This window comes from Bacillus sp. PK3-067 (assembly GCF_056738645.1).
Map to the genome: position 1 here is coordinate 2,270,225 of NZ_CP096490.1, position 22,842 is coordinate 2,293,066.

General features: G+C 34.3%; 22 protein-coding genes. 13 read left to right on the plus strand and 9 right to left on the minus strand.

All coding sequences use genetic code 11. The annotated features are described in order from the left end of the window. The first annotated feature begins 27 nt into the window (after positions 1-27). The 3 genes from M1D73_RS11820 (at position 28) to M1D73_RS11830 (ending at position 4,389) form a co-directional block, all read left to right on the plus strand. Complete coding sequence (locus M1D73_RS11820) at positions 28-624, plus strand: DUF1349 domain-containing protein (protein ID WP_001027672.1); 597 nt, start codon at positions 28-30, stop codon at positions 622-624. A 221-nt stretch (positions 625-845) separates the two neighbouring features. After that, entirely contained in the window at positions 846-2,600 is a 1,755-nt protein-coding gene (locus M1D73_RS11825) for an ABC transporter ATP-binding protein (RefSeq protein WP_000834784.1), read from the plus strand. Beyond that, complete coding sequence (locus tag M1D73_RS11830; protein ID WP_001243554.1) at positions 2,593-4,389, plus strand: ABC transporter ATP-binding protein; 1,797 nt, start codon at positions 2,593-2,595, stop codon at positions 4,387-4,389. Before M1D73_RS11825 ends, M1D73_RS11830 begins: the two co-directional genes overlap by 8 nt. 663 nt (positions 4,390-5,052) lie before the next feature. On the opposite strand, the gene exsF is transcribed toward M1D73_RS11830, so the two are convergent. The 5 genes from exsF to M1D73_RS11855 form a co-directional block, all read right to left on the minus strand. After that, positions 5,053-5,556, minus strand: a complete 504-nt coding sequence (gene exsF, locus M1D73_RS11835; RefSeq protein WP_001257869.1) for an exosporium protein ExsF — start codon at positions 5,554-5,556, stop codon at positions 5,053-5,055. 375 nt (positions 5,557-5,931) lie between these two features. Next, on the minus strand, positions 5,932-6,216 hold the full coding sequence (locus M1D73_RS11840) for a DUF4183 domain-containing protein (RefSeq protein WP_001123247.1): 285 nt from the start codon (positions 6,214-6,216) through the stop codon (positions 5,932-5,934). 242 nt (positions 6,217-6,458) lie between these two features. Then, the gene (locus M1D73_RS11845) at positions 6,459-6,731 is read right to left on the minus strand and encodes a hypothetical protein (RefSeq protein WP_000774115.1); all 273 of its coding nucleotides are present in this window, start codon (positions 6,729-6,731) and stop codon (positions 6,459-6,461) included. Positions 6,732-7,117: 386 nt separating this feature from the next. Further along, entirely contained in the window at positions 7,118-7,900 is a 783-nt protein-coding gene (locus tag M1D73_RS11850) for a glycosyltransferase family 2 protein (protein ID WP_000598280.1), read from the minus strand. 179 nt (positions 7,901-8,079) lie between these two features. Continuing rightward, the gene (locus tag M1D73_RS11855) at positions 8,080-8,664 is read right to left on the minus strand and encodes a LysE family transporter (protein ID WP_001121273.1); all 585 of its coding nucleotides are present in this window, start codon (positions 8,662-8,664) and stop codon (positions 8,080-8,082) included. 55 nt (positions 8,665-8,719) lie between these two features. Here M1D73_RS11855 and M1D73_RS11860 point away from each other — a divergent pair, with 55 nt between their 5' ends. Then, complete coding sequence (locus M1D73_RS11860) at positions 8,720-9,334, plus strand: helix-turn-helix domain-containing protein (RefSeq protein WP_113732221.1); 615 nt, start codon at positions 8,720-8,722, stop codon at positions 9,332-9,334. 359 nt (positions 9,335-9,693) lie between these two features. On the opposite strand, the gene M1D73_RS11865 is transcribed toward M1D73_RS11860, so the two are convergent. After that, on the minus strand, positions 9,694-10,380 hold the full coding sequence (locus M1D73_RS11865; RefSeq protein WP_481158024.1) for a BclA C-terminal domain-containing protein: 687 nt from the start codon (positions 10,378-10,380) through the stop codon (positions 9,694-9,696). A gap of 216 nt (positions 10,381-10,596) precedes the next feature. Between M1D73_RS11865 and M1D73_RS11870 the strand changes: the two genes are divergently transcribed. Further along, positions 10,597-11,481 (plus strand): DUF4183 domain-containing protein, encoded by an 885-nt coding sequence (locus tag M1D73_RS11870; protein ID WP_000827723.1) that lies wholly within the window; start codon positions 10,597-10,599, stop codon positions 11,479-11,481. Between the two features lie 556 nt (positions 11,482-12,037). Continuing rightward, positions 12,038-13,333, plus strand: coding sequence for an exosporium glycoprotein BclB-related protein (locus tag M1D73_RS11875; RefSeq protein WP_136363386.1), 1,296 nt, complete (start codon positions 12,038-12,040; stop codon positions 13,331-13,333). 563 nt (positions 13,334-13,896) lie between these two features. Here M1D73_RS11875 and M1D73_RS11880 read toward each other — a convergent pair. After that, positions 13,897-14,529 carry a cupin domain-containing protein gene (locus M1D73_RS11880; RefSeq protein WP_000126309.1) on the minus strand — a complete coding sequence of 211 codons (633 nt, stop codon included), beginning with the start codon at positions 14,527-14,529 and terminating at the stop codon, positions 13,897-13,899. A gap of 229 nt (positions 14,530-14,758) precedes the next feature. Between M1D73_RS11880 and M1D73_RS11885 the strand changes: the two genes are divergently transcribed. The 3 genes from M1D73_RS11885 (at position 14,759) to M1D73_RS11895 (ending at position 17,315) form a co-directional block, all read left to right on the plus strand. Then, a complete protein-coding gene (locus M1D73_RS11885) occupies positions 14,759-15,064 on the plus strand; it encodes a luciferase domain-containing protein (RefSeq protein ID WP_048656582.1) in 306 nt (101 codons plus the stop codon). Between the two features lie 93 nt (positions 15,065-15,157). Then, entirely contained in the window at positions 15,158-16,468 is a 1,311-nt protein-coding gene (locus M1D73_RS11890; RefSeq protein ID WP_001091208.1) for a phytoene desaturase family protein, read from the plus strand. After that, positions 16,446-17,315, plus strand: a complete 870-nt coding sequence (locus tag M1D73_RS11895; RefSeq protein ID WP_000447158.1) for a sigma-70 family RNA polymerase sigma factor — start codon at positions 16,446-16,448, stop codon at positions 17,313-17,315. Before M1D73_RS11890 ends, M1D73_RS11895 begins: the two co-directional genes overlap by 23 nt. Before the next feature lie 33 nt (positions 17,316-17,348). Here the strand turns inward: M1D73_RS11895 and M1D73_RS11900 are convergent, their stop codons facing one another. After that, positions 17,349-17,507, minus strand: a complete 159-nt coding sequence (locus M1D73_RS11900) for a hypothetical protein (RefSeq protein ID WP_001100984.1) — start codon at positions 17,505-17,507, stop codon at positions 17,349-17,351. Positions 17,508-17,810: 303 nt separating this feature from the next. On the opposite strand from M1D73_RS11900, the gene M1D73_RS11905 reads away from it, so the two are divergent. From M1D73_RS11905 to M1D73_RS11915, 3 genes are all read left to right on the plus strand, one after another. Continuing rightward, on the plus strand, positions 17,811-18,404 hold the full coding sequence (locus M1D73_RS11905; protein ID WP_016124554.1) for an O-methyltransferase: 594 nt from the start codon (positions 17,811-17,813) through the stop codon (positions 18,402-18,404). Positions 18,405-18,718: 314 nt separating this feature from the next. Continuing rightward, entirely contained in the window at positions 18,719-19,831 is a 1,113-nt protein-coding gene (locus M1D73_RS11910; RefSeq protein ID WP_000137402.1) for a toxic anion resistance protein, read from the plus strand. Positions 19,832-19,855: 24 nt separating this feature from the next. After that, positions 19,856-20,689, plus strand: coding sequence for a DUF3974 domain-containing protein (locus M1D73_RS11915; RefSeq protein WP_000008371.1), 834 nt, complete (start codon positions 19,856-19,858; stop codon positions 20,687-20,689). Positions 20,690-20,746: 57 nt separating this feature from the next. Here the strand turns inward: M1D73_RS11915 and M1D73_RS11920 are convergent, their stop codons facing one another. Continuing rightward, positions 20,747-22,306 (minus strand): glycoside hydrolase family 10-like protein, encoded by a 1,560-nt coding sequence (locus M1D73_RS11920; RefSeq protein WP_000636017.1) that lies wholly within the window; start codon positions 22,304-22,306, stop codon positions 20,747-20,749. Between the two features lie 227 nt (positions 22,307-22,533). Here M1D73_RS11920 and M1D73_RS11925 point away from each other — a divergent pair, with 227 nt between their 5' ends. Beyond that, a complete protein-coding gene (locus tag M1D73_RS11925) occupies positions 22,534-22,839 on the plus strand; it encodes a PTS sugar transporter subunit IIB (RefSeq protein WP_000865907.1) in 306 nt (101 codons plus the stop codon). Positions 22,840-22,842: the final 3 nt, after the last annotated feature.

A 22,842-nucleotide genomic window follows, 5' to 3' on the forward strand; every position in this document is an offset into this window, starting at 1 on the left:
ATATAAATGCTTTATTATGGAGGAGCTATGAATATATCGTATATACCAGAACATATTGAGCAACTCACTATAATGAATGTACCTGAATACTATAAAATTAATGATAATCATGCGTTTATTGTCCGTTCGAAAGCAGAAACTGATTTTTGGCTTAAAACACATTATGGTTTTGAAGTAATGAATGGTCATGTATTTTATAATGAGATGATGACAGACTTTCAAGCTGAAGTTCAGTTACGTATGAATCCAAATTCAAAATTCGATCAAGCAGGTCTTTTTGTTATGATTTCGGAGAACTGTTGGCTAAAAACATCTTTAGAATATATCCCCGAAGGGCCATCTCACTTAGGTGCTGTCGTAACGAATAATGGATATTCTGATTGGTCAACGCAAGATTATCCAACTGAAGCAGCTAAGCAACAACTTCGTTTTCGAATTATTCGAAAACGCGGTGATTATACAATATATGTGAAAAAGAGACATCAATGGGAACAAATAAGAATCGCTCATTTAATGGAGGATATAGGAAATGAGCCTATTAAAATAGGTTTTTACACGTGTAGTCCTTCTAAAAATAAGGGATTTGAGACTGAGTTTTTACATTTTACAATTGAAGAATTATAGATGAAAAACCGTATTCTTTTCATTAAGAATGCGGTTTTTGTATTTACATAATATAAAGCATATGTATTGACCAGAAAGTCATTAATACTTATCATTTAATAATGTTAAATATTAATTTACATAATATAATAGAAGTAATGAAGAAATTACAAAAAATATCGCTTAAATAAGGAGGGATATGAATTATTCAGTGGTAATTTCATGGGAAAAGGAGACTATGTATGAAATCATTTCGTAAGTTATTACAGTATTTAAAACCATACATGTTCTTCGCTATTATTGGACCGCTATTTATGGTACTTGAGGTTGCGATGGACTTAATTCAACCGACTATTATGCAACATATCATTGATGTTGGGATTGCAAATCGGGATTTAAATTATGTAATAAAAATGGGGCTTCTTATGATAGGAGCAGCAGCACTCGGTTTAGTTGGAGGGCTTGGGTGTATGATGTATTCTACAAAAGCAGCTGTTAATTTCGCTACTGACATACGAAAAGATGTGTTTGCGAAAATAGAAACATTTTCTAGTAATAATCGTGATTCATTTGGAACAGGTAAATTATTAACGATCGTGACGAATGATATCACTTCCATTCAATCAGCAATGACGATGACATTACGTGTTCTCGTTCGTGGTCCGCTGTTATTTATCGGAAGTATAATTATTGTTTTTGTAACAGCAAGAGAGTTATTTCCAATATTACTTGTAGTTGTTCCGATTTTATTACTTGCGATTATTTTAATTGCAAGTAAAGCAAGTGGTACATTTAAAAAGGTGCAAGAGGCATTGGACAAAGTGAATACAAAGTTACAAGAAAATTTATCTGGTGTACGTGTTATAAAAGCGTATGTAAGACAAAAATATGAAATCGCTCAATTTGGAAGTGTAAATACAAATTTAACGAAGATAAATATTCGAGCTGTGCAGCTTATTTCTTTAATGATGCCAATCATTATGCTAGTTGTAAGTGGCGGGATTGTCGCAACATTATGGATTGGTGGAGAAAAAGTATTCAATGGAACGCTTCAAGTAGGAGCGATTTTGGCATTTATTAATTACTTGAATATCATTTTAATGTCACTTATGTCGATTAGCATGGTATTTATTCAAATTGCGAGAGCTTTTCCATCTGCGGATCGTGTACAGCAAGTGTTAAATACCGAGGTTGATATAATAAGCGAAGCGAATGCAATCGAACCTGAGAAAATCGAGGGGAATATCGAATTTAAAAATGTTAGTTATAGCTATACGAAAAATAATGAATACGTTTTAAAAGATATTTCGTTTAACATACAAAAAGGTGAAAAAGTAGGGATTATTGGATCAACTGGAAGTGGTAAATCTACCTTAGCGAAACTGTTACCACGTCTATATGATGTGGATCAAGGTGAAATATGTATAGATGGAATAGATGTTAAAACATATGATTTGCAAAAACTCCGTGCTTCAATAGGGTTTGTACCTCAGAAGGCTTTGTTGTTCTCAGGTAGTATAGAAGAGAATTTACGTTATGGTAAAGAAAATGCAACACTTGATGAGCTGGAAGTAGCAGCTGCATCAGCTTGTGCGACTGAGTTTATCAATAAGCTGGAAGAATCTTATCAATATAATTTAACACAAGGTGCGACAAATCTATCAGGTGGACAAAAACAACGTGTATCAATTGCAAGGGCACTTGTGAGAAAACCACCGATTCTCATATTAGATGATTCTACATCAGCAGTTGATGCAAAATCAGAGGCTACTATTCAAACAGCTTTAAAAACAAAATATAAAGGCACAACGACTTTATTAATCGCGTCCAAAATTTCTTCCATAATGGATGCGGATAAAATACTTGTATTAGATAATGGTGAATTAGTTGGCAATGGTACACATGAACAATTGTTAGAACGAAGTGAGGTTTATCAGGAAATTTATCTTTCCCAAGGTGGTAATTTGCATAAAGAAGGTGGGGAAGAACATGCGTAATTTTCAAGGGCAATTTGCTAATAAAGGTGGACGAAACACGCCAAAGATGGGGAAAGCTAAAAATGCTCAAGGAACTGTAATGCGGATATGGAACTATATGGGCTACCAAAAAGCTGCACTTATGTTTGTTATATTTCTAGTCGTTGTTACTACTTTACTTGGATTATTAGGTCCCTATTTTATGGGGGTCATTATAGATCAATATATTGTACCGAAAGATTTAAGTGGTACAGCAAGAATGTGTATGTTACTTATCGCAATTTACGGTGTAACTGTACTTTTAACATGGTTACAAACATTTGTCATGATTAACGTTGCATTAAAAACAATTCAAAAAATACGACAAGATATTTTTGAGAAAATCCAAACGCTTTCTTTACGGTTCTTTGATGTGCGTTCCCAAGGTGATTTAATGAGCCGTGTGACAAATGATATAGATAATTTGAATCAAGCTTTGACACAAAGTGTTGTACAAATTATTTCATCAGCGTTAACTTTTATAGGTGTAACGATTGCGATGTTCGCTTTAAATTGGATTTTAGCAATTGTAACTTTAATTACAGTACCTATTATGTTTTACGTTACAAAAAAACTAGTTGCATATAGTGGTAAAAACTTTGCGAAGCGTCAAAAAGATTTAGGTGAATTAAATGGATTTATTGAGGAAGCAATTACAGGTGCGGATGTTACAACGTTGTACGGAAAAGAAAAAGAAACTGTACAAAATTTCAATAAAATTAATGAACAGCTAAGAGTTTCAGCTACGAAGGCTGATACATTTTCAGCTTTTATTTTTCCAAGTATGAACTTTATTAATAATTTAGGTATGGGCCTTGTCATTGGGACTGGATCAGTTATGGTCTTAAACGGAATGACAACAGTAGGAGTTATTGCGGCTTTTATTAATTATTCTCGTCAATTCTCAAGACCGCTAAGTCAATTTGCGACTTTAATGAATACAATTCAAGCGGCAGTTGCTGGTGGAGAACGTGTTTTTGAAATTATGGATGAGGTACCAGAAATTCAAAATAAAAAAGACGCATTCGTTGTACAAAATTTACAAGGGCATGTTGCACTTGAGAATGTTTCATTTGGCTACGCAGAAAATAAAACGATTTTAAAAGAAGTGAGTCTTAAAGCGCAGCCAGGAGAGACAATTGCTTTAGTTGGTCCGACTGGATCAGGGAAAACAACAATCATTAATTTATTAACTCGCTTTTACGATATACAGCAAGGACAAATTCATATTGATGGAAAAGATATAAAAGATTATGATATTAATTCTTTACGAAGTAAAATAGGAGTAGTTTTACAGGATACGTATTTATTTGCTGGTTCGATTATGGATAATATCCGTTATGGACGCTTAGATGCTACTGATGAAGAAGTTATCACTGCAGCTAAGGCAGCATCTGCACATTCTTTTATTAAGCATTTGCCAAATCAATATGAAACAGAAATTGCTTCAGAAGGATCGAATTTAAGTCAAGGACAAAAACAACTTCTAGCGATTGCACGAGCAATTTTAGCAGATGCAGATATATTAATTCTCGATGAAGCGACATCAAATATTGATACAAGAACAGAATTACAAATACAAGCAGGACTAAATAATTTAATGAGAGGTCGCACAAGTTTTGTGATCGCTCATCGACTTAAAACAATTGAAAAAGCAGATCAAATTCTTGTTATAAAAGATGGAAATATTTTAGAAAGAGGGAATCATGAATCTCTCATGGAAGATAGAGGGTTTTATTTTGATTTGTATACGAGCCAGTTTAAAATATAGTAAAAGCATTGATATGTTGCGGTTTCTCTTGAGAGGAGAAACCGTATTTTTATATTTGTAAATGTTACTATTCGAATGGTCTTTCACTACATATTTTAACAGCACCCCCTTGTATTCTAGGAAAAACATGTGAATAACGATTTAATGTTATGAACATATCTTTATAACTGAAGTGTTTACTTACAGTCTTTGGATGTATACCTTGTTTCAAAAGTAGCGTAGCATGTGTATAACGTAAATCATAAAATCGAACTTTAAAAATTGGAATTTAAATAAAAAGAGCGCTGTTAAAAGCGCTCTGAGACAAATCATATATTTAGAGAGGAGTCAAGATAATATATGGATATTGTGTGAGAATGTTGTAGGTTTTAATGAAAAATAAAGCACACATATAAGTGTGCTTTTATGAACGCTTTAGATTTGTATGACTATATAGTCATACAATAAAATATGCTTGTTTAATATAAATGTGTGTCAAATCTATAAAAAGATATTGTGTATAAGGAACAATAAATGTTAATTAGCCAAGTCTTTTGTTTTTATCCTGCTATTTGCCGGGTAGTAAGACCCCCACCTCAAAATTCAGCAGAAGCAAAGAAGTTAGGTGGGGGCTGGACTGCCCGTAAAGTCCGATTGGTGAGGGCTGATTAAAGTTTCACTTTATTAACGAATTTGTGCAACTGTTAACGCTGCAGAACGAATATCTACTGTACCTATTACTTCAACGGGGACAATTTGAATTAAATCACCAGGGTTTAAGTTAATTAGAATGACACCACTTGATACATCGACTTCACCAGTTCCTATAATATTAGAACGGACTGCGGTTCCGGATCCTGCAATAACATTAGTCGATGAATTTAATGTCAAGAAAAAGCGTGCTGCTTCCGGGGCTAATGGAACGTTATCAAGGCTAATCGTTAATGTATAGCTAATTTGATAAATACCAGCTACCTGAATTTTAATACCAGTTCCAGTACTAATTGTATCATTGATTACAGGGACAGTAATATTAGGATTTGGGCCTGTACTAGGTAATAGTAGTGGTGTAAATAATGTTGCGAATTGAGGTGAAGTAGCATTGAATGCAAAACCTAGGGCAGGTAGTGTACTAGGTGCGTGTGCTTCACAATTAAAATTAGCGAATTTACGAATGGATGAGCGCATATTTTCACTCCTTTCTTGTATTTAGATTTCGTGAGTATTAACTTCACATTTTGGACAAGCATAATACAATATATGAAAATTTATAGTAGATAGTGCACAAGCTTCACTATTACGAATAAAGCAATGAATAATAATAAATACTATATGGAAAAGCAGTTAGCTAACTGCTTAGTAGGTTCTCCAAGAGCAAATAGGCGCAAAATTATTGCACTCTCAAAAAGATCAATACAGATAAGTGCTCTTTTTGAGAGTGAGTATAAATTTCTATCATTCTATCTAGTATTTGCACTGTATTATGTAGTTGCTACTAAAATTGATGTGAATTTTTAAAATTAGAGGTTTCTTTTAATGAAACCTCTAAAAAGACAACTAAATTTACGTTATAGTAAATTCAATTGCGATAGGAGTGCCTCCATCTAGGACTGCTCCTCCTACAATAGTAGCAGCTGTAGTAGTCACACCAGTAATAGTATCACCTGTTTGAATAACACCATTAATATAAAGTGTTAAAAAGGCATAAGAAGCAGGGAATGTTGTTACAGCACCAGTGTCATCAGTGAAGTCTGTGTTAGCAAAAGTTAAATCTGCTCCAGCAGCAGTTCCTGTTGCTGCTGTACTTACAAATCGTCTTCCTGCTATAAAAGGTTTAACGATAGGCATTTATATTCACCCCTTTTTGAGAATTAACTTAGACAAGTTTTTTGAAAGTTTTGTCCTGTATCGTATATTATGCTGTGCTTCTACTAAGAGATACGGCTTGTATACTAGTAAATAAATATAATTATTATGCGTTTTATAAGTTAGGTTCTTATAAGTAATTAAGTGGTTAAGGTTGGATTTTGTATATGGTATGTTTATGTTAAAAAAGAGAGCTCTTTTAGAAAGAGCTCTTAATCAAATTATTATCTTAGTGTTGGAGGGAAACTGGCGGCCTCAGTGACAGATGGTAGAAATAATTTACGTGGTATTGTAATAAATTCAAGCGCAATTTGCTTTGGATAAAAAAGTATTTGAGTTAAATCTAGAGCATGTATTAATAGTATCATGAAGCTTGTAAGAATGATAAAACTACCCCAAAAGAAACTTTTTGAAGTGTTGCGGAAATCTTTTATTAAAGAAAAGAATGAAAAAAATGCGGTAACAATGAGAATAAAAAATTTATACTTATCAGCCATTGTGATCCTCCTAAAGAACAGTAATTTATATTATATCGTATTTTTCAATATTATTATAAAAAGATTTTAAAGTGAATAATAAGAAAAAAATAAAGCCATAACTTAAAATCTTAGTTTAGGTTCTATTGTTTGAATTCTTTGTTTTAGAAGGTATAAAATCTGAAATTGAAAATTTTCCAAATGAACTACCATTTTTTATTTCTGATCCAACATCAAGTGCTTAATGAAATGGTATGAAAGATTATAGGCTAGTGATACGAGATTAAATAAGAGGAATTTCCGTGCAGCAAGAGTTCTAGCTCAGATTTCTACTAGAGAAAAGTATTTAGTTGGAGTTGGTATGTTAATAAAAAACGGATGGATGTCGAAACTAAATATTCATGACATTAAGGACAAAGATCAGGAAATATAATTTGGTATTCTGGGAATAACCGGAGATCCGTAGTTAAGGTTGCATAGTATTTGTATTTTTTTTCTAATTTTTCAATTGTTGTTAAGTGATGAGAACCTAATCCGCGTCGTACACTATGTTGAGAAAGAGTAGGCCCGATTTGTAATTTTCGTTTTTTCATTGCATCGTTCCATGGACTATAAAAAAATTTAAAAATAAAAGCAGGTTCCATGTAAATGCTATAAGGATAATGCGAACCATGTCTCCCGACTCTATAGTTCCCGTGCGAATTATTGTGAATTAATCTACCGTTAAGATATAGTTGGTTTGGATTAGGTTGAATTATTATGCCGTGATAACGTTGTTTAACAAGCGGAGAGCTATATCTTGGATTAGTGTAGCCATGAGTCGGTTCATCAATCATCATAATCATTCTTATTGAAAACATATTGCCGCCCATAGTGTTAAGTGATTTGAAAAATTGTTCTTTATTATAACAGCACAGGAATTCTGTCGTATTCAATACCATTTTCCATCCTGTAATTTCTCTTTCAATTTCCATAACTTCTTGATCAACTAAATAAGCATCAAATTCGAATGATTTTGAGTTTCGTATTTCCCAATTAGGAGCGAATGTTTTACAGATTTCAACTGAACGATCAGTGGATCCACGGTTAATAAGAATGCCATGATCAAATAGCTTTGTATGGTGCATTAACCACCACGGAAGTAAATATTCTTCATTGTAAAAATGAGAAATTAAAGTAGTCTTAATCAAAATCACCTCCGTATTTAACCTGCTTCTTATTTAATATAATATGGAAGGAAACCTATTGTTAGAAGGTTTCCTCTTAAAAGTTTTAAACCACATAGGGTATGTGGATGGATTAGTATGTAAAGTAGTCTGAATGATAAAGAGTGGTATTAAAAAGTACAAAATCTAAAATGAGCATCGAATTAGTGTATAACGATTGAAACGGCACTGAAAACTAATAAAACAGCCATAATGATGTTAAATAATTGATTATGTTTTAATAAAAGTTTTTGGAACATGGAACCAAAAAGGCTCCAACTAAATGTACTCAGTAAACCGACTATACCTAGAAATAATGAGAAAAGTAGAAAACTTGAATATGAATTGTAGTAAGGGAGTATAAAAGTAGAGACTACTGTGAGTCCGAATAATATTCCTTTAGGGTTAATAAATTGAAGGAAAATACCCACTGTAAATAAGTTTTTATTATTTTTTTCATTGTGACCGGCACCGCCTTTACTAGTAATTATTTTAAAGGCTAAATATAGCATATACGCGACACCTAAAATTTTTAAAGGAAATTCAATTATAGGGATAATATTAATTAATACAATATTAAAGAAACTGCATAAAGAAGTGAGGATGAAAAAACCGAATGCTACTCCAAAGCAAAAGTTTATGCTTCTCTTTAATCCATGTTGATTTGCGTATGTCATAGCTAAGAAATTGTTGGGACCAGGTGTGAAGCTACTTATAAATACAAATAACAAAAAAGAAAATATAGGCATTTCAAAACCCCCTATTTTTTGTGTGTTATAATGACCGAAAAGAACAATATAACGTGTGCTTTTTATTATACATAACGGTCGTTATATTGTATACAGTGTAGGAGTGTTTTTTATGGAAGAAATTCAACTTATTCTGGCAAAAAATTTAAAATCAATACGTGAAAAAGAAAAATTAAGTTTAGAAAAGGTCTCTCAATTAACAGGTGTAAGTAAAACAATGATTGGACAGATAGAAAGAGGAGATTCAAGCCCGACACTAACAACAATATGGAAAATTGCTAATGGTTTGAAAGTATCATTTACCTCTTTAATTAATAATCCACAGCCTGATACGAAAGTAGTTTTACGAAATGATGTTCAAGTATTGTCTGAAGACAATGGGAGATATAAGGTGTATCCCTCATTTCCTTTCCAAGATAATAGGAATTTTGAAATCTATATGGTTGAAATTGATACAGAAGGGAAATTAAGTTCAGAAGCGCATAAAGAAGGAACAGAAGAGTTTATAACGGTATTTGAAGGGAAATTGACAATTGACATAAACGATTGTCAATATACGTTAAATAATGGAGACTCAATTCGCTTTAAGGCGGATAGACCGCATACTTATACTAATTCAGGAAGAACATTAACGCGGTTAAGTATGACTATTTATTATCCAGCTTTATAAGCTGGCAATAATATAAAGAGTAAATGTGTATTGTTAAAACCATCTATAAGAGATGGTTTTATTTTTTGAATATAAAAAAAGACACTCAATTGAGTGTCAATATAGTATTGCTCTCGCGTATAGGATTGGAGATGTTCCTCAAATACATATTGAGATGGTCTGTAAAGAAGAAACGATCTTCATCTTTAATGTAACACCGACATGGGGGAAGTGTAAATTGATAATATATATACGGAAAATTTAGTATAGATGTTTTCTACTATGGATATAGTACAATTTATTTTTATTACGTCATCACTCTCGTAATATTTACCAATTGAGTATTTAGATTGTTTATTATAAAAAGAATGAATCATTTTTTAATCAATTCGTATAATTGTAAGAGAGGCACCTGTTGATCCACCTCCAACTAAATTCACGACAGATAATATACCAAATAATTGTAGTGAAATTGTATTACCAGCATTTAAATTAGTAATTAAATTATTACTATAATTTGAAGTTGATAAAGCGGGAGAAAAAATAGAGCCAGGAATTGGCGTAGAAACGTTTAATAGTAGTCTAGTTCCAGCAAGTAGAGCGGTTGTCGTATTAACTTGATAGGTTAAATGATATCTTCCAGTTACAGGAATTGTAAATACGTCATTTGAAGCGTTAACTGTAAAATTACCAAGACTTTGGTTATTTGAAAGTGGAATGTTTGTTCCTCCTAATACGACTGAAACAGGGCCACCTGATGTATTATTAGCGAACATAGAGTTTGTTGTAACGATTGAACCAGTACTCCCGGTAGGCCCAGTACTCCCGGTAGGCCCAGTACTCCCGGTAGGCCCAGTACTCCCGGTAGGCCCAGTACTCCCGGTAGGCCCAGTACTCCCGGTAGGCCCAGTACTCCCGGTAGGCCCAGTACTCCCGGTAGGCCCAGTACTTCCGGTAGGCCCAGTACTTCCAGTAGGTCCAGTAAGCCTGTAAGGGAAAATAATGTCAAGGGCCATTGACATTATTTCTTTTTTTCTAATTTCATTATTATCTTGAATATAAATCACCTCATCTTTTTAAATAAGAATGTAATAGATTTAGTACTTTTTAAATAGAATGATTAATTTATTATATTAATTAAAGCGGTTATAGCAACGGTAAAATGTTTAATATATGTAATAATTCTTTGGGAAGAAAAAAGAGAATAGTTATAAAGTTATTCTTTAATAATAGGGTCATAATGATGTGTATGAATTAAAAAACATGTGGAATGAGGTATTAAATTGAAACGCAATGACAATTTACCATTGAATAAGGGGATGATAGGCCCAGAAAATATTGGACCTACATTTCCGATTCTTCCACCAATTTATATTCCAACCGGAGCAACAGGCCCAACCGGAATAACGGGCCCAACCGGAGCAACAGGTCCAACTGGAGAAACGGGCCCAACCGGAGCAACAGGCCCAACCGGAATAACGGGCCCGACCGGAGCAACAGGTCCAACTGGAGAAACGGGCCCGACTGGAATAACGGGCCCAACCGGAGCAACAGGCCCGACTGGAATAACAGGAGCAACCGGAGTAACCGGAGCAATAGGAATAACGGGCCCGACGGGAGCAACAGGGATAACAGGAGCAACCGGAATAACGGGCCCGACCGGAATAACAGGAGCAACCGGAGTAACCGGAGCAATAGGAATAACGGGCCCGACTGGAATAACGGGGCCGACCGGAGAAACGGGGCCGACCGGAATAACAGGCCCAACCGGAATAACGGGCCCGACCGGAGAAACAGGTCCAACTGGAGAAACGGGCCCGACTGGAATAACGGGCCCAACTGGAGTAACCGGGCTAACCGGAGAAACGGGCCCAACCGGAGCAACAGGTCCTACCGGGGGGATTGGCCCTATAACAACAACCAATTTGTTATATTATACTTTTGCAGATGGAGAGAAACTTATATATACAGATGCCGATGGGATACCTCAATATGGTACAACGAATATATTATCGCCTAGTGAAGTTTCATATATTAATTTATTTATTAATGGAATAATGCAACCACAGCCATTATATGAGGTGAGTACTGGTAAATTAACTTTATTGGATACTCAACCTCCATCGCAAGGATCTTCAATTATATTACAATTTATCATTATTAATTAAAAGGACAGATCCTTAATGAAAAGGAATCTGTCTTTTTTTGTTTTATATTTAAATAGTTAAAATTAAGTGAAGGTACATTCAATTTCTAGCTGTCATAAATGGTTGAATGATAGGGATTTTAACTTCAATCCTTTTCACAGTGTATTGGAATAAAATATAAAATGAATTTTTCAATATATTATATGAGAGTTCTCTATAATACAAACGGCTTCATGTTTAAAAAGAGAACACAATCTTAGTAAAGAAATAATGTATATTTATATAAAAAATGGTACTGTTAATTGTTGAGTATATTCAAATTAATATGTGTATTTAAACCTAAGAGATAAACGTGGAAAAATAAAATAAACCCGTAAGTTTAGGTGTTTAATCTAAGCAGTCAATTATTAAAAACATATAATTAATATGTGAGTCATGAACATAATTAAATAGCGTTTGTAAGTTTAATTATATTTCATGTTTCCTATTTTAAGTCAATATATAACATAATTTTTTACAACTTTATGATCCTTATAATAGGAAAAACTCAAATATAAAACAAGTAAGGAGGACATAAATGACAAACAATAATTGTTTTGGTCATAACCACTGCAATAATCCGATTGTTTTCACTCCAGATTGCTGTAACAATCCACAAACAGTTCCAATTACCAGTGAGCAATTAGGTAGATTAATTACTTTACTAAACTCTTTAATAGCGGCTATTGCAGCGTTTTTTGCAAATCCAAGTGATGCAAACAGATTAGCTTTACTCAATTTGTTTACTCAACTATTGAACTTACTAAATGAATTAGCACCTTCTCCAGAAGGGAATTTCTTAAAACAATTAATTCAAAGTATTATTAATTTACTACAATCTCCTAACCCAAATCTAAGTCAATTACTTTCTTTATTACAACAATTCTACAGTGCTCTTGCACCATTCTTCTTCTCTTTAATTATTGACCCTGCAAGTTTACAACTTTTATTAAACTTATTAACTCAATTAATTGGTGCTACTCCAGGAGGCGGAGCAACAGGTCCAACAGGTCCAACAGGTCCAGGAGGTGGAGCGACAGGTCCAACAGGTCCAACAGGTCCAGGAGGCGGAGCGACAGGTCCAACAGGTCCAACAGGTTTAACAGGAGCAACAGGAGCAACAGGCCCAACAGGAGCGACAGGTCCAGCAGGTACTGGTGGAGCAACAGGTTTAACAGGAGCAACAGGCCCAACGGGAGCGACAGGTCCAACAGGTCCAACAGGTTTAACAGGAGCAACAGGCTTAACAGGAGCGACAGGTCCAACAGGAGCAACAGGCCCAACGGGAGCAACAGGTTTAACAGGAGCAACAGGCTTAACAGGAGCAACGGGTGCAACTGGTGGCGGAGCTATTATTCCGTTTGCTTCAGGTACAACACCAGCAGCGTTAGTTAATGCGTTAGTAGCTAATACAGGAACTCTTCTTGGATTTGGATTTAGTCAGCCTGGTATAGCATTAACGGGTGGAACAAGTATCACATTAGCATTAGGTGTAGGTGATTATGCATTTGTAGCACCACGAGCAGGGGTTATTACGTCATTAGCAGGTTTCTTTAGTGCAACAGCTGCATTAGCTCCATTATCACCTGTTCAAGTGCAAATACAAATATTAACTGCACCTGCAGCAAGCAATACGTTTACAGTACAAGGCGCACCTCTTTTATTAACACCAGCATTTGCCGCAATAGCGATTGGTTCTACAGCATCAGGAATCATACCTGAAGCTATTCCAGTAGCAGCTGGGGACAAAATACTGTTATATGTTTCATTAACAGCAGCAAGTCCAATAGCTGCAGTTGCTGGATTTGTAAGTGCAGGTATTAATATCGTTTAATTTGTTACATTTAGTAGGAAATTAAACAGGGGTTTGTATATAGTCCTTCCTAATAAATTTAGGAAGGACTATATTTTTTTGAGAAATAAGTAATAAATCCATTGAACAATTACTCTTTGTTAAGTTCGTATAAAAAAGTATAATTTACCCTTTCTCATTTAAGGCATAAGTTATGTAACTTTAAAAATTTCCGATCAGCAAAAAAAGATGAATTCTTTTAAAAAAGAATTCATCCATAAAATAAACTATTTATTTTTATTGCAGTTACATCCTTTTTTCTTTACATAGCCTTGCTCGGCTAAGTCTCTTTGCGATTGGGAATTGGAAGATTGAGAATTGGAAGATTGAGAGGATGCTGAAGAGCTACTATTTTTATTATAAGAGTAGTTTTTTCGATAGTTATAATTACTCATAGTACTATCACCTCCAATTTAATATATAAATATTATATGTATGTACACTATCAATTGTTACTATTATTAATAGGAAGAGAACATACAATAAAAAAATCTCCTCGGTATTTTCCTAGGAGATAAATGATGATTCTTTTAAAAATTTACAAATTAATAGCCCCAGTAAAGAGGAAAGTAATAAGAATCTTGGTGATACGGATTATGTTGTTGAGGGAGGGGCTGGGTTGGGTAATTTTTCATTCCACGGTTTTGATTGCAGTTTGCCGGAGGACCAATTACAGTAGTTGATTGAATAGGGGAAACCGCTTGTTTCCATTGTTGTTCATTGAGGCAGTAAGTATGGGCCATCATATGAGCTGGAGTTAATCTTAAAATGTCAGAACCGAAAATAACTTCTGGAGTTGGAGCGTTGAAAATAGCTAATAAATGAGTATTATCTGCTGTAGCAATTTCATAATGCCACCACGCTTGTGGAATGTTGGCAACTTGCCCCGGTTTTATCGGTAAGTTTAATATTTGATTCGTAAATGGATTAAGTAAAGAAACAACAGCAGACCCTGAAATACAATAAACAAGTTCAGCTGCATTTTGATGAATATGTGGTTCTACAACATTTCCTGTACTTAAATAAATATCTAATAAAGAAGTATTTTCTAAAGTATTTAATTGTTTAATGCCAAGTACATTTATATAATTTTGGGCATCTTTTCGAAAAAAATTACTTTTATTTACATCAAAAGTAAAATTGGTTGAGGGGGAGGTATAGTCGATGTTGGCAGTCAATTGTACTACCCACCTTTCTATAGGTAAGTTAGGTTACAAAATTAGGATATGTGTCTAGTCTTTGTTTTGTGCTGTTGTAGGTAGCTTAATAAATTCACTTATTCCATAAAGAATAAAGTATTAAGATTAAACTATATTCGTATTCCCATTCATACTTTGGATTGATGGAAAAAAGTAATGAAAATGTTAATTTAAAAGTACATCAATCATTTATAAGGAGTGAATGTTCATGTCATTTAGTGAAATGATTAGAAATGAAGTGCTCAGCTGGGCGGGTGTTTCTGAAAAACCGCATCGATTTGGTGGTATTGAAATAAATTATGGTAAGAAAGAACTTGGCCATCTTCATGGTGATAAATTAGCTGATTTACCATTTCCGAAGTTAAAGCGAGATGAATTAGTGAACCGAGGATTGGTAAAACCACATCACATATTACCCGAATCAGGATGGATCAGTTATTATATAAAGAGTGAAGAGGATATTCCATTTGCAATTGAGTTATTTCGTATGCAATATGACCGAATTAAAAAGTAATGAAATAAAGTAGGGTAATAAAAATTTATTTTCATGTCACATCCCTCCTTAATCGTTCGTCTTGTATGTAGAACGATAAGGAGGGATTTTATTATGAATACATTTGATGTAGCAATTGTTGGCGGTGGGCTTGCTGGATTAACAGCATCTATATATTTAGCGAAAGCTGGAAAGAAAGTGATTGTATTAGAAAAATCCAGTCAATTCGGTGGCCGAGGGATGACTATAAATAAAAATGGAATCTGCATGAATCTTGGTGCACATGCTTTATATAGAGGCGGGGCAGCGTTTATAACTTTTAATGAGCTCGGTTTGAATCTTCCAGGTGGAATACCATCTACAAAAGCACATGGAATATGGAAAGGGGATATATTCACCATCCCAACAGATTTTCGCTCAATTTTATCAACACCACTACTTTCGTGGTCTGCAAAAGTACAATTCTCACGTCTTATGATTCGTTTAGGAAATTTAGATGTAGGAGAAGTTCCGAAAATGAGTCTAACTACATGGGCAGAAAATGAAATAAAAGATCCAATGGTTCGTAATATATTTTATGCGCTATGCCGGACAACAACATATACGTTTGCTCCTACAATACAATTAGCATCATCTGTACTAAAGCAAATACAGCTTTCTATAAAAGAAGGAGTACTTTATGTAGATGGTGGTTGGGAGACGATAATAACAAAATTAAGAGATTTAGCGAATGATGTCGGGGTAAAATTTTTGGCTAAAAAGCATGTTTTGGAAATAGAGCATTATGAAGATAAACAAAGAATACATTGTGTTGATGATGAGGTTTTTGCAGTAGATACAGTCATCGTGACGACTCCGCCAAAAGAGGCTTGTAAAATAATAAAAGGTGCAGAAGGAACAAGTTTGCATAGATGGAATGAACAATCGGTACCGGTTACTGTTGCTGCATTAGATATTGGCTTGAGACAATTACCCAATCCTACACATCAATTTGTATTAGGATTAGATCAACCTATATTTTTCACAAATCAATCGAGAGCAGCTAAATTAAGTGAAGATGGATCAATTGCAGTGAGTCTAATTAAGTACCATAATCCTGTGCTAGAGATGAATCATATTCATGAAGATAAAGAACAGTTGGAAAGTACGATGGAGTTGTTACATCCAAATTGGAAAAGAGAAGTTGTTGCACAGCAATATTTACCGAAAATAACAGTAGTACATGATTTTCCTCATATTGACCGTGTTGAAAAGCCGGGTCCTAATATACCTGAAATGCCAGGTGTTTATGTTGCAGGAGATTGGGCAGGGCATGATGAAATATTAGCTGATGCTGCGGTAGCAAGTGGGAAACGAGCAGCGTTACACATTTTAAAGCAATATGAAAGTGAGGCAGTTCATCATGGAAACGGAGCAGTTATATGAAGCGTATCAACCATTATTATTTTCGTTATCATACAGAATCCTTGGGAGTGTTATGGATGCTGAGGATATCGTTCAGGATGTATTTATCTCGCTAAATAATATAGAAGATCCTCAATCTATAGAAAATATGAAAGCATATTTATGTAAGATGGCGACAAATCGTTCAATTGATAAATTACGATCGGCAGCGCATAAACGTAACGTGTATGTAGGGATGTGGTTACCAGAGCCACTTGTAGACGAGAGTGATGAGCCATCAAAGTCATTTATAATGAAAGAATCCCTTTCCACCGCATATTTATTACTTTTACAACAACTATCTGAGGTAGAAAGGATTGTTTTCATATTAAGAGAGGTTTTCAGTTATGAATACGAAGAAATAGCTTCAATTGTTGATAAGAGTAGTGTGAACTGCAGGAAGATCTTTCAACGTGCACGAAAAAGCATGTTGGAGAAACCGAAGCAATCAAAATTAAGCACGGAGAAAATGGCTTCTTATGTTGAAAAGTTTGTAGCATCATTACAGTGTGGGGATACGGAAGGTATGTTGGAAGTATTAAAAACAGATGCTATACTCAAAGCTGATGGTGGAGGTAAAGTTACAACTGCGATCAATCCGATTTATTCTGCAGATCGAATTATTCGCTTGTTCTTTGGGATTGCACAACGATTGACAGAAGAGTACACTGTTGATTTTAAAATGGTAAATGGTATACCAGGAGTTATAGTTACAATAAATAATAAAGTAACGTATGTTCTTTCGTTTGCATTTGAGGATGAGAAGATTTCAAATATTTATATGATGGTTAATCCTGAAAAACTTATGCATTTAAATGTAAAAATATAAAAAAGCGCATTTCTTTAGAAATGCGCTTTTTTATTATTTTTCTAACATTTCAAGAGGTACATCTTTTTCGCCAGCTACCTCAAATTTAATTTCCCCGTCTTCTTCATAAATACGTGTAATAATCGGTATAGTAATCATTAATTTTTTATGCTGCTTTCGTTTTCGAGCAGCATCTAAGCTAATCACGTTCATTTGTAAGCATCCTTTCTTCTGGAAATATATAAACAAAGAAAATGCGTCCGAAAAGGGCGCTTAATTGAATTTGAAATACCGATTCATTTAAATGGGGTTTATATAATTTAATAACTGCAATTTTAATATGAAATAATATGAATGGAATAATTGCACGTAGAAATTAACTTTACCAAAAAACGAAACAATATGCTATAAAAAATTATAAATCTTTGTCATATAACGGGAAAAAGGATTTCGTTTCGCATATAATAAAAGTAGACGGGCAGCAAGAGCTTTTTCATCATATTGCTTGGAAAGGCGATGAAAAGAATGGATACGTTAGATTCATTATTACTTCAACTTGAACAATATGGAGAAGAGCATGATCGGAATAAAAAAATACGGGAAGAAAAATTACGGAATATTTCTCGTGAGATGGGGCAATTTTTATCAATTTTAGTAAAAGGGTGTAATGCAAAAAACATTTTAGAAATCGGAACTTCTAATGGTTATTCTACATTGTGGTTAGCTAATGCGGTAGAAGAAACAAATGGAAATGTAACAACTGTAGAGCTTTCTTCAGAACGAGTTGGAGAGGCACTTGTCAATTTTGAAAAGGCAAACCTTTTACAAAGGATTGATGTTCACAATCAAGAAGCAGGGGCATTTTTAGATTCCCAATTAGATCATTCATTTGATTTTATTTTCCTAGATTCAGAGCGCACGCAATACATGTGGTGGTTTGAGCATATAAAACGTATGTTACAGCCAAAAGGTTTTCTTGTTGTTGATAATGCAACTTCTCATGCAAGTGAATTAGATGAGTTTATAAAAATGATTGAAGAAGATGATACGTTTGAAACAGTGTTATTAGCGTTTCAAAAGGGAGCATTTGTAGCTCGCAAAAATAAATAGAAGTGAGTGTAATAGAATTATCACATTGAAAACGGGTGAATGTCAAAAGATTGAGTGTAGCACGATTAAAAGAACGTAAATTATTTAGGAAATATATGAAGAATCCGCCTTCAGCATGTAGTTCTCTAGGTCTTAAGTCTGAGGAAAATTATGTTGATTACAGGTATACTTATAGTAAGAAACAGGGAATGACTGCATAAACAGACATTTCTAAAAAAATCGATTTCAAGCAATCAGAATGTGTATGAAATACGATATAATTGATGAAATATAGTGCATATAAATTCGCACATATAAATAAAGGAGCGATTTTGTTGACTGAACTCGAGAAAAAAGAACCTGTATCCATTGTGAAAGATAATAATGTAGAAGTAGTGGTTGATACAGTTATAAAAGATGAAGAACTTGATGAATTAAATAAAGAAGCCGATCTTTATGTACAAAAGTTAAATAGCGAGCAAAATACAGATTTATCAAAAGTATTGTCGCAGCTAGGAGATTTGGGGGATAAAGAACAACAAGCAGCAGGACAAACGTTATCAGCATTAAAACGTCCTGTCACAGCGATGATGAATGGAAAGAATGAAGAAATTCCAAATACATTGTTAGAATTACGCAAAGTAGTATCAGAGCTTGATCCCAATTCACTTAAAGCAAGTGGTATGAAGAAAATTATGTTTAAAGTATTTAAGAAAAATCCACTTGAAACATACGTGCATAAATATCAATCTATAGATAAGCAAATTGAGGAAATTATTAGATCCCTTCTAATTGGTCGTGATAACTTACAAGAGGATACAGTTGGTCTTGAAATGTTAAAAGAACAATCGCACGATAAAATTCATGCTCTTGATAAACAAGTATACTTAGGGAAAAAGCTTGCTGGCATGCTTGAAGCTGAGAAACAAAACCCAGAGCGTCAAAGGGATATTCCGTTAATTAACGATGCATTAGAAAAGATACTTGTACGTACACGTAATATGCAGCAAGCGAAAAGTGTATTATTACAATCTATAGCTTCTGTAGACATCATTAAGAAAAATAATGAAAAATTAACAGAGGCGATACGTAATGCGATTACGATGACACAAAACGTTGTAACAGTTTCAGCTGCTATTCAGCTTGCATTAACGAATCAACGGAAAACAATTGATGCCGTAAATGCGACGAATGAAGCAATTGAATCGATGGTATTAAGTAATTCTCAAGCGTTAAAACAAAATACAGAAGAAACGACGAAATTGCTTGAAAACCCTGCTATTAGCATGGATAAATTACGTGAATCATTCCAAAATGTGTTCGCTGCAATTGAAGCATCTGAAAAATCGTCAGAACGTATTATTGAGTCAAGCAAGAAGTTCGTTATTGAACTAGACACATTTAATGATGAGATGAAGCAGAAACTCATTCAGCGTCCAAGGAAATAACGGATTATTAGAGGAGGTGAACAAATGAGTTTCATTCAAACAGTACTATTACTACTCGGTACATTGCTTTTAATAGCATTTACTGTCGTTGTTTTAGTCGTATACTTCGGGCGGAAACTGTATTTTTCATGGACGAAGCCATATAAAAGAGCGCAAGATTCTTTAGATAAGATATCAAACAAATCAATACCGTTTCTACAAGAATTTACACAACATCCACTGTTTTATCGCTGGATTCGCACCGAAGGAAAGAAAGAACAAAATACATTAAATACTCTATTTTGTGCATCAGGTCAACGTACGAGAGAGCAAGTCTTCTCGATGTTACCGAAAGAAAAGCAGAAAAAAGTGCATGTAATGGCAAAAACTACGAAAAAGCTTACAAATGAAGATATTGATGTGGCTGCGATGAAAGTGAAAGATTTCTTAAGACAAGAAGCGCAGCAAACTGTAAAACCGACAGACTTATCATTTTACAAATTGTATTTTTATGACCGTTATCCAGACGCATTAAATACAATTCAAGCGTATAAACGCTCAATAAATCCTTCATTACAAAGAACGGTTGATGATATTACAATTTCAGTATTAAATGCACTTCCGTACTATCAAGAGCAACGCATGTTTGAACAACAACATAAACTTGAAACATTCTTAATGAAAGATTTAACGGCCATGTTATCGTTGGTAGTACAATTACCACCTTCACAAAGACCAGAGAAGGAAGAAGAACTGAAAATCTACTTGGAAAATTTCCAAAAAGAAATGGAAGTAGTAGAGCGAGATATTCGCGACTCAATTGATCACGATTTAAATGTGAAGATGAGAGCAGCGACTGAGAAGTTTAAGAATAAATAACAAAAAGCGCCTTAAAAGCTAAGTATCACGGCTTTAAGGCGCTTTTTTTATGAGGTTTTATTTTGCTCTAACGGTAGTATGACTAGAAGCCACACTTTCATTATGCAATCGATCAACTGCAGTTACGACATAGGTATACGTTTCTCCGGAAATAGCGGTTTTATCTACATAAATTTCTCCAAGTTTTGTTTTTCTTACAGTAGTAAGTAAATTTTTGGGATTTTGTATATCCACTTCATTTTTCCCATTCACGCGGTAAATAGCGTAATAAGCAGAATCATTATCTCTATTGTCAATGATACCGATTGCAATACCTTCATCTCTTGGAATGGCGCCTTTTAAAGTCGGTTGTTTTGGTGGATCATGATCAAGCCAAGGCATAGGCGGGATTAATGCAGGATGTTTATATATGTTTTTTGAAAGGCTATCTTTAACTCCGAGTGGATTGTTATTAATATCTTTTAAGCTAAAATGCATACTACCTTTTATATCAGGATATAGCCGGTTTAATGCAATTTGTTTTGGATATTCTTCTGGATCAGACCAAGCAGGGACGGAGTTATTATTAATTTTATAGGCCGCTTGACCGATGTATAGGTGAAGCGGTTTGTTATTTGTTTCTTTAACCCACCAATCTACTAATATGTCATATGCAGCTGGGGTGAAACCTATATTCCAATATATTTGCGGTGTAATGTAGTCAATATATCCTTTTTGTATCCACTCACGTGTGTCAGCATAAAGGTCATCATAGTTTCTTTGGCCTGCGGTTGTGTTAGAGCCAGTGGGATCGTCAGCTATATTTCGCCATACGCCGAACGGACTAATGCCAAACTTTACATATGATTTTTCTTGTTTTATAGCAGTATTTAAATCTTTTACAAGTTCATTTACATTATTACGTCGCCAATCTTCTATATTTGTAAATCTACCATTATTATATGTTTCGTATGTTTTCTGATCTGGAAATTCTTCACCGGCTACTTTATATGGGTAAAAATAATCATCCATATGCAGCGCATCAATATCGTAATTTTGTACGATTTCTAAAGCACCTTCTGTTATAAATTTTTTCACTTCCGGAATACCGGGATTGTAATATAACTTTCCGCCATAAGGGACAACCCAATCGGGATGTTGCCTTGCAGGGTGATTATTTGATAATCGATTTATATCGGTGTGATTCATCGTTATTCGGTATGGGTTAATCCAAGCGTGGAATTCTATATTTCTTTTATGAGTTTCTTCAATCATAAATGCGAGCGGGTCATAACCAGGATCTTTTCCTTGTGTTCCTGTAATGTATTCAGACCAAGGACCGTAATTTGAAGGATAGAAAGCATCAGCGGTTGGTTTAATTTGTACAACAACTGCATTCATACCAGTGCTTTTTACATCGTCTAATAATCTTATAAATTCTTGCTTCTGTTTTTCAATAGGTAAGCCAGTTTTTGAGGGCCAATCAATATTCAGAACTGATGCGATCCATACAGCACGTAATTCATGTTTTTTGTACGTAGTATTTACTTCAGCATAAGTAGAGTGAGGGGGAATGAAAGAGAAAGGGATGAACAAGATAACGATACAACATATCATTAATAAACGTTTAACGATCATTTATACGCCTCCCTATCATATGATTATTTAAAATAATATCTGAGGCGAGGTTGACCTTGCAATAGAGAAAATTGCATATTGAAACATTAATTTAATAAGAAAAATATTTTTAATGAAATTTACTTTCATTATAACTAAATTCATTTACTACTTCATATGCTTGTTAGTAAAGTGAAACTTCCTTTCATTTGAAGGGTAATAAATTATAAGTATAGGAGGATTAATAAATGAAAGTTTTGTTCGTCTGTTCTGGAGGAATGTCCAGTGCAATTGTTGTAAACGCTTTAAAAAAAGAAGCGGAGAAAAATGGTGTGAACATGGAAGTGCATGCAATTGGAACGAATGAGGTAGAGGAAGAAGTAAAGAATGGCTGGGATGTCGTAATGGTGGCACCTCAAATAAGACACCGATTTGACTCTGTAAAAAAATTTGCAGAGGAGGAATCTATTCCGTGTGGCATCATACCGCCGCAAGCATACACACCGCTTGGCGGCCCGACTTTATTAAAAACTGTAAATGAATTAATCAGTTAGGGG